Here is a 9,065-nt window from a genome sequence, read left to right as displayed (position 1 = left end):
CTGGGCGGTCTGGCCGCGCTGAAGCGGCGCAGGAAGACTGCGGCCTGAAGCGCGGCGAGGCGACAATCGTGGAAAGGGCGGCCCCCGGGGCCGCCCTTCTCGTTTCAGTCCATCTGCTTGAAATGGAACTCGCCGCCTTCCTTGAGGCCGGACGGCCAGCGCGAGGTGACGGTTTTCGTGCGGGTGTAGAAGCGGAAGGCGTCGGGGCCGTGCTGGTTCAGGTCGCCGAAGCCCGATTTCTTCCAGCCGCCGAAGGTGTGATAGGCCAGCGGCACCGGGATCGGCACGTTGATGCCCACCATGCCCACATTGACCCGGGCGGCGAAATCGCGCGCGGTGTCGCCGTCGTGGGTGAAGATCGCGGTGCCGTTGCCGTATTCGTGGTCCATGGCATAGCCCAGCGCCTCTTCATAGGTCCTGGCGCGGACGGTGGACAGCACGGGGCCGAAGATCTCCTGGCGATAGATGTCCATGTCGCGGGTCACGCGGTCGAACAGCGTGGGGCCGACAAAATAGCCGTTTTCATAGCCTTGCAGGGCGAAGTTGCGGCCGTCGACGACGATCTCGGCGCCTTGCTGCACGCCCGTCTCGATCAGGCCCAGCACGCGGGCCTTGGCCTCGGCGGTCACGAGGGGGCCGTAATCGACGTCACTGCCCGCGGTATAGGGGCCGACCTTCAGCTTTTCGATGCGGGGGACGAGTTTCTCGATCAGGCGGTCGGCGGTTTCCTCGCCCACCGGCAGCGCGACCGAGATCGCCATGCAGCGTTCACCCGCCGCGCCATAGCCCGCCCCCACCAGCGCATCCGCCGCCCGGTCCAGGTCGGCGTCGGGCATGATGATCATGTGGTTCTTGGCGCCGCCGAAGCACTGCACCCGCTTGCCGTTGGAACAGCCGCGGCCATAGATGTATTCCGCGATGGGGGTGGAGCCGACGAAGCCGATGGCCTGGATCAGCGGGTTGTCAAGAATGGCGTCCACCGCCTCCTTGTCGCCGTTGACGACCTGCAACAGGCCATCGGGCAGGCCCGCCTCCTGCATCAGTTCGGCCAGCATCAGTGGCACGGACGGGTCGCGTTCGGAGGGCTTGAGGATGAAGGCGTTGCCGCAGGCCAGTGCGGGGCCCATCTTCCACAGCGGGATCATGGCGGGGAAGTTGAAGGGCGTGATGCCCGCGACGACGCCCAGCGGCTGGCGCATCGAATACATGTCGATGCCGGGACCGGCGCTGTCGGTGAACTCGCCCTTCAGCATTTGCGGCGCGCCGATGCAGAACTCGATGACCTCAAGGCCGCGCTGCACGTCGCCCCTGGCGTCGGGGATGGTTTTGCCGTGTTCCGAGGACAGCGCCTCGGCCAGCTTGTCCATGTCGCGGTGGATGAGACGGACGAATTCCATCATCACGCGGCCGCGTTTCTGCGGGTTGGTCGCGCCCCAGGCGGGCTGGGCGGCGGCGGCGGCGGCGATGGCGGCATCCATCTCGGCCTTGGAGGCCAGCGGCACGCGGGCCTGCACCTCGCCCAGCGCGGGGTTCATGACATCGGCGAAGCGGCCCGAGGTCCCCTTGACCTGCTGGCCGTTCACGAAATGGGTCAGTTCCTTCATGGCAATCCTCCCGGAAATCCTGTGTGCGCGCAGGATAGTCTTGCAGAATTTCCCGGAAAAGCGGCAGTTTGCCAAAGGGGTTTTGCGAAAATGCAAGGATGAGGCCATGAACTGGGACGACATGCGGCTGTTTCTGGCGGTTGCGCGGGCCGAAAGCCTGACCGGGGCGGGCAAGGTGCTGAAGCTGGACCCCGCGACGCTGGGCCGACGCATTGCCCGGCTGGAGGAGACGCTGGGGGCGGCGCTGTTCGCGCGCTCGCCGCGCGGCTACGGGCTGACCGAGGCGGGCGAGCGGCTGATGGCGCGCGCGGTGCAGGCCGAACAGGCGCTGACCGAGGGGGCCGAGGAATTGCGCGGGCAGGGCGGGTAACTGACCGGCTCGGTCCGGATCGGGGCGCCGGACGGGGTGGCGAATTTCCTTCTGCCGCAGGTGACGGCGGCGATCTGCGACGCCAATCCGGGGCTGGAGGTGCAGATCGTGGCGCTGCCGCGGGTGTTCAACCTGTCGCGCCGCGAGGCCGACATGGCGATCGCGGTCAGCCCGCCCGAGACCGGGCGACTTACGGTGCAGCGGGTGACCGACTACCGGCTGCATCTTGTCGCCCATCGCGACTATCTGGACCGGCATCCGCCGATCCGCGGCCTGGGCGATCTGACGGGGCACCGGATCGTGGGCTATATCCCCGACATGATCTTTGACAGCGAACTGGATTACCTGTCCGAGATCGGGATGGAGCGGGTGCCGCTGGCCTCGAACTCGGTCGCGGTGCAGTTGAACTGGCTGCGGGCGGGGGCGGGGCTGGGGATCGTGCATGATTTCGCGATTCCCGCGGCACCGGGGCTGGTCAAGGTGCTGGCCGATCTGGTGTCGCTGAAGCGCAGCTTCTACCTGATCCGCCATGGCGGCGACCGCAAGCTGGCGCGCCTGAGCCGGTTCGCGGCCCTGCTGTTCGACGGTCTTCGCGCAGAAGTTTCCCGCCTTGAGGCACGGATAGCTTGACAGGATGTCGCAGCGGGGGCGACGCAGTCTCACTGTTCCGATGGGGGACGTGGCGGGGAGAGGCGTGATGCAGGTTCATCAAATCCTTCAGTCCAAGCTGGTGCCCGGTGTGGCGACGGTGATGCCGGACACAACGGTGGCCCAGGCTGCGGCGGAACTGGCTGCACGGCGGATCGGCGCGCTGGTGGTCAGCGGCGAGACCTGTGCGGTCGAGGGGATCATGACCCGCGAGGTCCAGACCTGCGCGTTGACCGACAGCGCGCATGAGGTGCTGAGCCGGATGACCGAGAGACGTTTTCGCCACATGCCGGTGATCGACAAGGGGCGGCTGGTGGCGCCGGTTTCGATCGGCGACGTGGTCAAGGCGCGGTTGAGCGAGTTGTCGATGGAAAACGACGCCCTGGAAGGGATGATCATGGGGTTCTGAACGGCATGGCGCGGGGCTTGGGGCGCGGCGGATGCTGCACTTGCAAAAGCCGCGGCGATATTGTTGCGTGCGGGGAGAGACAGGAAGAAGGGGGTCCCCATGCGCATCGGACTTTACCCGGGTACGTTCGATCCGCTGACGCTGGGCCATATCGACATCATCACGCGGGCCTGCGCGCTGGTCGACCGCTTGGTAATCGGCGTGGCGATCAACCGCGACAAGGGCCCGTTGTTCCCGCTGGAGGATCGCGTGGCGATGATCGAGGCGGAATGCGCGATGCTGAGCGCGCAGACCGGCACCGAGATCGTGGCGCATCCGTTCGAGAACCTGCTGATCGATTGTGCCCGCGACGTGGGCGCCACGATGATCCTGCGCGGCCTGCGGGCGGTCGCGGATTTCGAATACGAGTTCCAGATGGTCGGGATGAACCGGGCGCTCGATTCCTCGATCGAGACGGTGTTCCTGATGGCGGATGCACGGCGCCAGGCGATCGCCTCGCGGCTGGTCAAGGAAATCGCGCGGCTGGGGGGCGATGTGTCGTCCTTTGTCACGCCCGCGGTGCGCGAGCGGCTGGTGGCGCGCTTCGCCTGAACCCGTCGTGATCGGGCGGAGCGCCTGCGGCGCAAGACATGAGTCTGGCGGCCCGTGCCGGGCCGCGATTCGGGTATTTGGGCCAAGAAGAAACACCCGTCCGGATCAGTGCCAGATGGCGATGTAATCGACGAGATCGACGAATTTCCGGGCCAGGAACAGGGTGGCGGCAGAGTCGGTCAGCAGGTGGTCGGCGGCCAAGGCAAGGGCTGCGAGGATCATCAGCGCGATCGCGATCCGGTTGCTCATCCGGCGGTGTCGGGCTGGTCGTGGAGGGGGCTGGGTCGGCGCATCGCGTGGTCCTGTCGGCGGGTTGCCGTGCCTGGGGCGGGGTTGGGGCGGCAGATCAAGCATAGGCGGTAAGCCCTTGACTGGAAAGGGGGCGCATTCGCCCGAGCCTTGAGTTAGACTTGAGCGAACTTCCGTCGCTCTGATTCGGTCGCGGGGGGCGGATGGCGACAAGGAATACCTGACCGGGGAACAGGCAAAGATGAGCGATATCACCGAGTTCGAGCGACGGATCGCTGCGGCGCTGGAACGGATCGGAGTGGGGCTGGGCGGGCTTGAGCGGATCGACCCCGACCGGCCGGAGCCCGGCGAGCTCGAGGGGTTGCGCGAGGCGCTGGAAAGCGAGCGCAGCGCGAATGCCCAGTTGAACGAGCGCGTGAAGGCAATCCGCGAGCGGCAGGAGACGCAGGTTGCGCGGCTGGATCGGCGAGCGCATGAGATGACCGAGCGTGCCGAGTCGCTGGAGGCCGAGGTGGAGCGGTTGCGGGCCGTCAATGCGCGGCTGCGCGAGACCAGTGCCGCGCTGCGCGCGGCCAATGCCGAGGGGCTGGGCGATCCGGCCGCGATAGATGCGGCGATGGCGGCCGAACTGGCCTCGCTTGAGGTGCTGCGCGCGGGCGACCGGGCCGAACTGGAGGCGATCATCGCCGATCTGCGGCCGCTGGCCGAAGGAGGCGCGAGCCATGCCTAACGTTTCGATAAGCATCGGCGGACGGACATTCGAGGTGGCCTGCCAGGCGGGCGAGGAACCGTTCCTGCAGGCCGCGGCGCGGGCGCTGGACGCCGAGGCGGCGGTGCTGGCGGCGCAGGGCGGGCATCTGCCCGAATCGCGCATGCTGCTGATGGCGGGGCTGATGCTGGCGGACAAGACCGTGGGGCTGGAGGAACGCCTGCGCGGGATCGAGGCCAAGCTGGCCGAGGCCCGGGCGCGTGTGGCCGAACTCGAGGCGGCGCCCCCGCCCGCGCCCGAGCGTGTCGAGGTGCCGGTGATCCCGCCCAGCGTGAGCGATACTCTGGCCGAACTGGCCGCGCGGGCGGAATCGCTGGCCGATGCGGTCGAGGAAAAGGTGATGCGGGTCTGACGCCGGTCAGCGCCGCAGCACAGGCCGGAGAAGTCCGGAAACCGTGCGTGTGACCCATCCGGCCGGGCGCGACTCCTCGGGCAGTCTGAAGAGCAGCAGGCGCCCGCCTTGGACCTCTTCGACGATCCCGTCCATCGCGAAGGCGAGCGGCACGAACACGCTGCGCGCGGGGCCGGTGGCCGGGGCCAGGCGGTGGCCGGGAGCGTCGTGGATGTCGAGCCGGGCGGTGCAGGCGCCGAGCTTCTGCGCCAGTGCGGGCGATGCGGTGGCAGGCAGCCGGGTGACCAGGTCTGCCGCCTCGGCCGAGACCTCGGGACGGCGGTGTTGTTCGATCACCGCGGCGATGGGGTCGTGCAGGATGAGGCGCGCGACCTCCCGGCCGAACTGGCTGCGGCTGTCGGTCGACAGCCGACAGGCCAGCGGGCCGCCGAGATAGCGCGCCACGCTATCGAGCGTCAGCCCATGCCCTGCCGGGCCATACCAGAGCCGCGCCCGCAGCATGACCGCCTCAGGCGTTGGCCGAGCGGATCTTGTCGGCGGCTTCCTTGGAATAGGCGACGCCCTTGTCGTCGAAGAGCTTGTCCAGCTCGCCCGACAGGGTCATCTCGGTGACGATATCGCAGCCGCCGACGAACTCGCCCTTGACGTAAAGCTGCGGGATCGTCGGCCAGTCCGAGAAATCCTTGATGCCCTGGCGGATTTCCTCGTCGGCCAGCACGTTGATGTCGCTGAACTCCACGCCCATGAAGTTCAGCACGCCCGCCACGCGGCCGGAGAATCCGCACTGGGGCGTCTCCTTGGTGCCCTTCATGAAAAGAACGACCGCGTTGGCGTCGATGGTTTCCTTGATGCGCGTTTCTGCGTCGGACATGGGGATCACTCCGGGGCTTTGGTGGTGAGGGCGAGCGCGTGGAGCGCGCCGTTCGAGCTCTCCATCTGCTCCTTGAGCGCGGCATAGACGGCGCGCTGCTGCTGGACGCGGTTCAGGCCGCGGAAGCTTTCGTCGACCACCTCGGCGGCGTAGTGGTTTCCGTCGCCGGCGATGTCGGTGATGGTGATCTGCGCGTGGGGGAATTTCGCACGGATCAGGGCTTCGATCTCTTCGGGCGCGATGGCCATTCGGGGCTCCGTCCTGTTCGTCGTGATCAAGGTAGGCGCGTCGGCAAACCGCCGCAAGGGCCGCGTTGGGGGGCTTAGCCCAGCGCCTCGGCAAAGGCGCAGCGATAAAGGGCGGTCAGCTCGGCCATGGGGGCCGAGGCGGGGCCGAAGCTGACCTTGTCACCGCCGAACCGACCCACGGTGGCCAGCGGCACGCCCGCCTTGCCGGCAGCGACCATAAGCGCCTCGGCGGCGTCGAAGGGTGCGGAGATCAGGTAGCGGGCCTGATCCTCGCCGAAAAGGGTGGGGGTGTCGGCGGCATCCAGATGCACGCCCAGGCCGCCCGCCTCGGCCATCTCGAAGGCGGCAAGCGCAAGCCCGCCATCCGACAGGTCGGTGGCCGCCGCGATCAGGGCGCGGTTGGCGCGGATGAACTCGCCATGCGCGCGTTCGGCGGCCAGATCGACCGGGGGGGCGTCGCCATCCTCGCGGTTGAACACCTCGCAGAGCAGGGCGGACTGGCCCAGATGGCCGGTTGTGACGCCCAGCAGCAGTGCCAGATGGCCCTCTTGCGGGGTTCCGGCGATCACCTGGTCGACATGGTCGATCAGGCCCACCGCGCCGATGGTGGGGGTGGGCAGGATCGGGCAGCCATCGGTTTCGTTGTAGAGCGAGACATTGCCCGACACGATCGGCAGGTCGAGCGCGCGGCAGGCGGCACCGATGCCCCGGATTGCGCCGACGAACTGGCCCATGATCTCGGGCTTTTCGGGATTGCCGAAATTCAGGTTGTCGGTGGCGGCCAGCGGGCGCGCACCGACGGCGCAGAGGTTGCGGAAGGCTTCGGCCACGGCCTGCTTGCCGCCCTCGACCGGGTTGGCGCGGACATAGCGCGGTGTGACGTCCGAGGTGAAGGCCAGCGCCTTGTCGGTGCCATGCACGCGCACGATGCCTGCGCCAAGGCCGGGGCGGCGGATCGTGTCGGCCATCACCTGGCTGTCATATTGTTCGTAGACCCAGTGTTTCGCGGCGTAGTTCGGGCTGCCGATCAGCGCCTTGAGCGCGTCGATCGGGTCAATGCCGGGCACCTCGGCCATCTCGGGGGCGGGGGGCGTTTCCACCCAGGGGCGGTCGTATTCCGGGGCCGAGGAGGCGAGTTTCGACAGCGGCAGGTCGGCCTTGCACGCGCCCTTGTGCAGGATGAGGAAGCGGTCTTCGGGGAGCGTCTCGCCGACGATGGCGAAGTCGAGATCCCATTTCTCGAAGATCGCGCGGGCCTCGGCCTCCTTTTCGGGGCGCAGGACCATGAGCATGCGTTCCTGGCTTTCGGACAGCATCATCTCGTAGGCGGTCATCGCGGTTTCGCGCTGGGGCACGGCGTTCAGATCAAGCCGGATGCCAAGCCCGCCCTTGTCGCCCATCTCGACCGCCGAACAGGTCAGGCCCGCCGCGCCCATGTCCTGAATGGAAATGACGGCGCCCGAGGCCATCAGTTCGAGGCACGCCTCCATCAGCCGTTTCTCGGTAAAGGGGTCGCCGACCTGGACGGTGGGGCGCTTTTCCTCGATTCCCTCATCGAATTCGGCGCTGGCCATGGTGGCGCCGCCCACGCCGTCGCGGCCCGTCCTGGCGCCGAGATAGACGACGGGCATGCCGACACCGCTGGCGGCCGAGTAGAAGATGCGGTCGGCATCGGCAAGGCCTGCGGCGAAGGCGTTCACGAGGCAGTTGCCGTTATAGGCGGGGTGGAACCGGACCTCGCCGCCCACGGTCGGCACGCCGAAGCAGTTGCCATAGCCGCCGATCCCCTCGACCACGCCATGGACAAGCTGCCGCGTCCTGGGGTGGTCCACCTGCCCGAAGGACAGCGCGTTCATCGCCGCGATGGGGCGGGCGCCCATGGTGAAGACGTCGCGCAGGATGCCGCCCACGCCCGTGGCCGCGCCCTGATAGGGTTCGATGTAGCTGGGGTGGTTGTGGCTTTCCATCTTGAAGACCACGGCCTGCCCGTCGCCGATATCGACCACGCCCGCATTCTCGCCGGGGCCGCAGATCACCTGCGGACCCTCGGTATGCAGCGTGCGCAGCCATTTCTTCGACGACTTATAGGAGCAATGCTCGTTCCACATCGCCGAGAAGATGCCAAGCTCGGTGAAGCTGGGCGCGCGGTTCAGAATCCGCAGGATTTCCGCGTATTCCTCGGGCTTGAGCCCATGAGCCGCGATCAGCTCGTCGGTGATGGCCGGTTCCTGCATCGTCTTTCCCCGCATGTCGGCTGTTGGGCGCTGTTTAAGCCAAGGCGCGGGGCGGGGAAAGGGGCCGCGGGGGTTTCAGCCGTCGATCCGCGCCCCGATCTCGGCCAGCGCGCGCTGGTAGACGCCCGCGGCGTTCCATTGCTTGAGCACCTCGAAATTGTGGCTGCCGGGCTGGTAGGACTCGCCGGGGCGCCAGCCCTTTTGCCGAAGGAAATTCGCGGTGGAGGCCAGCGCGTCGGCCATGTCCGTCAGGTCGGTCCGGCCGTCGCCATTGCCGTCCTGGCCATAGGTCAGGGCGTTGCCGGGCAGGAACTGGGTATGGCCCAGCTCGCCATGCATCGCGCCGATGGCGCCGGGCGACATCATGCCCCGGTCGATCATCATGAGCGCGCCGATCAGGTGGGGGCGGAAGAAATCCGGCCTGCGGCAATCATAGGCGAGCGTCGCGGTGGCGTTCAGCACGTTGGCATTGCCCATGAAGCGACCGAAGGCGGTCTCCATCCCGTGAATCGCGATCAGGAGCCCCGAAGGCACGCCATAGGCCCGTTCGAGCGAGGCGTAGAAGGCGGGGTTCTGCGCCTTGCGGCTGCGGCCCTGCTGGACGATCGCATCGCAGCCGCGCTTCCGGCAGAACTCGGGATAGCTGAGGCGGAAGCTGCGCTGGTTGCGGTCGGCATTGATCGTGGCCTGGGCGTATTGGGTTGCGGCCAGCGCGGCCAG

At 67.7% G+C, this 9,065-nt stretch carries 11 protein-coding genes and 1 pseudogene; 5 read left to right on the top strand and 7 right to left on the bottom strand.

Translation table 11 applies throughout. The features are described from left to right. Window positions 1–104: 104 nt before the first annotated feature. The gene (locus ENN83_RS07200) at window positions 105–1,604 is read right to left on the bottom strand and encodes a CoA-acylating methylmalonate-semialdehyde dehydrogenase (RefSeq protein WP_287185569.1); all 1,500 of its coding nucleotides are present in this window, start codon (window positions 1,602–1,604) and stop codon (window positions 105–107) included. 106 nt (window positions 1,605–1,710) lie between these two features. Here ENN83_RS07200 and ENN83_RS07195 point away from each other — a divergent pair. The 3 genes and pseudogenes from ENN83_RS07195 (at window position 1,711) to coaD (ending at window position 3,622) form a co-directional block, all read left to right on the top strand. Next, a pseudogene (locus tag ENN83_RS07195) lies at window positions 1,711–2,604 on the top strand (LysR family transcriptional regulator). A 67-nt stretch (window positions 2,605–2,671) separates the two neighbouring features. After that, a complete protein-coding gene (locus tag ENN83_RS07190) occupies window positions 2,672–3,031 on the top strand; it encodes a CBS domain-containing protein (protein WP_287185567.1) in 360 nt (119 codons plus the stop codon). A 99-nt stretch (window positions 3,032–3,130) separates the two neighbouring features. Next, the gene (gene coaD / locus ENN83_RS07185; RefSeq protein ID WP_287185565.1) at window positions 3,131–3,622 is read left to right on the top strand and encodes a pantetheine-phosphate adenylyltransferase; all 492 of its coding nucleotides are present in this window, start codon (window positions 3,131–3,133) and stop codon (window positions 3,620–3,622) included. A 105-nt stretch (window positions 3,623–3,727) separates the two neighbouring features. On the opposite strand, the gene ENN83_RS07180 is transcribed toward coaD, so the two are convergent. Next, entirely contained in the window at window positions 3,728–3,871 is a 144-nt protein-coding gene (locus ENN83_RS07180) for a hypothetical protein (protein WP_287185564.1), read from the bottom strand. Between the two features lie 241 nt (window positions 3,872–4,112). On the opposite strand from ENN83_RS07180, the gene ENN83_RS07175 reads away from it, so the two are divergent. Together ENN83_RS07175 and ENN83_RS07170 are read left to right on the top strand one after the other, a co-directional pair. After that, entirely contained in the window at window positions 4,113–4,601 is a 489-nt protein-coding gene (locus tag ENN83_RS07175; protein ID WP_287185562.1) for a hypothetical protein, read from the top strand. Beyond that, window positions 4,594–4,992 carry a cell division protein ZapA gene (locus ENN83_RS07170; protein ID WP_287185561.1) on the top strand — a complete coding sequence of 133 codons (399 nt, stop codon included), beginning with the start codon at window positions 4,594–4,596 and terminating at the stop codon, window positions 4,990–4,992. Before ENN83_RS07175 ends, ENN83_RS07170 begins: the two co-directional genes overlap by 8 nt. A 6-nt stretch (window positions 4,993–4,998) precedes the next feature. Here ENN83_RS07170 and ENN83_RS07165 read toward each other — a convergent pair whose 3' ends face one another. From ENN83_RS07165 to ENN83_RS07145, 5 genes are all read right to left on the bottom strand, one after another. Next, entirely contained in the window at window positions 4,999–5,493 is a 495-nt protein-coding gene (locus tag ENN83_RS07165) for a hypothetical protein (protein WP_287185559.1), read from the bottom strand. A 7-nt stretch (window positions 5,494–5,500) separates the two neighbouring features. Then, window positions 5,501–5,863: a Grx4 family monothiol glutaredoxin gene (gene grxD, locus ENN83_RS07160; RefSeq protein ID WP_287185557.1), complete on the bottom strand. Its 363-nt coding sequence runs from the start codon at window positions 5,861–5,863 to the stop codon at window positions 5,501–5,503. Window positions 5,864–5,868: 5 nt separating this feature from the next. Next, window positions 5,869–6,111 (bottom strand): BolA/IbaG family iron-sulfur metabolism protein, encoded by a 243-nt coding sequence (locus ENN83_RS07155; RefSeq protein WP_287185555.1) that lies wholly within the window; start codon window positions 6,109–6,111, stop codon window positions 5,869–5,871. A gap of 74 nt (window positions 6,112–6,185) precedes the next feature. Then, window positions 6,186–8,345, bottom strand: coding sequence for a phosphoribosylformylglycinamidine synthase subunit PurL (purL, locus tag ENN83_RS07150; protein WP_287185553.1), 2,160 nt, complete (start codon window positions 8,343–8,345; stop codon window positions 6,186–6,188). 75 nt (window positions 8,346–8,420) lie between these two features. Next, on the bottom strand, window positions 8,421–9,065 hold a 645-nt coding region (locus ENN83_RS07145; RefSeq protein ID WP_287185551.1), incomplete at its 5' end, for a lytic murein transglycosylase.

The organism is Rhodovulum sp., from assembly GCF_011048875.1.
GTDB lineage: Bacteria > Pseudomonadota > Alphaproteobacteria > Rhodobacterales > Rhodobacteraceae > Rhodovulum > Rhodovulum tesquicola.
This window is presented reverse-complemented; position numbering and strand designations above follow the sequence as displayed.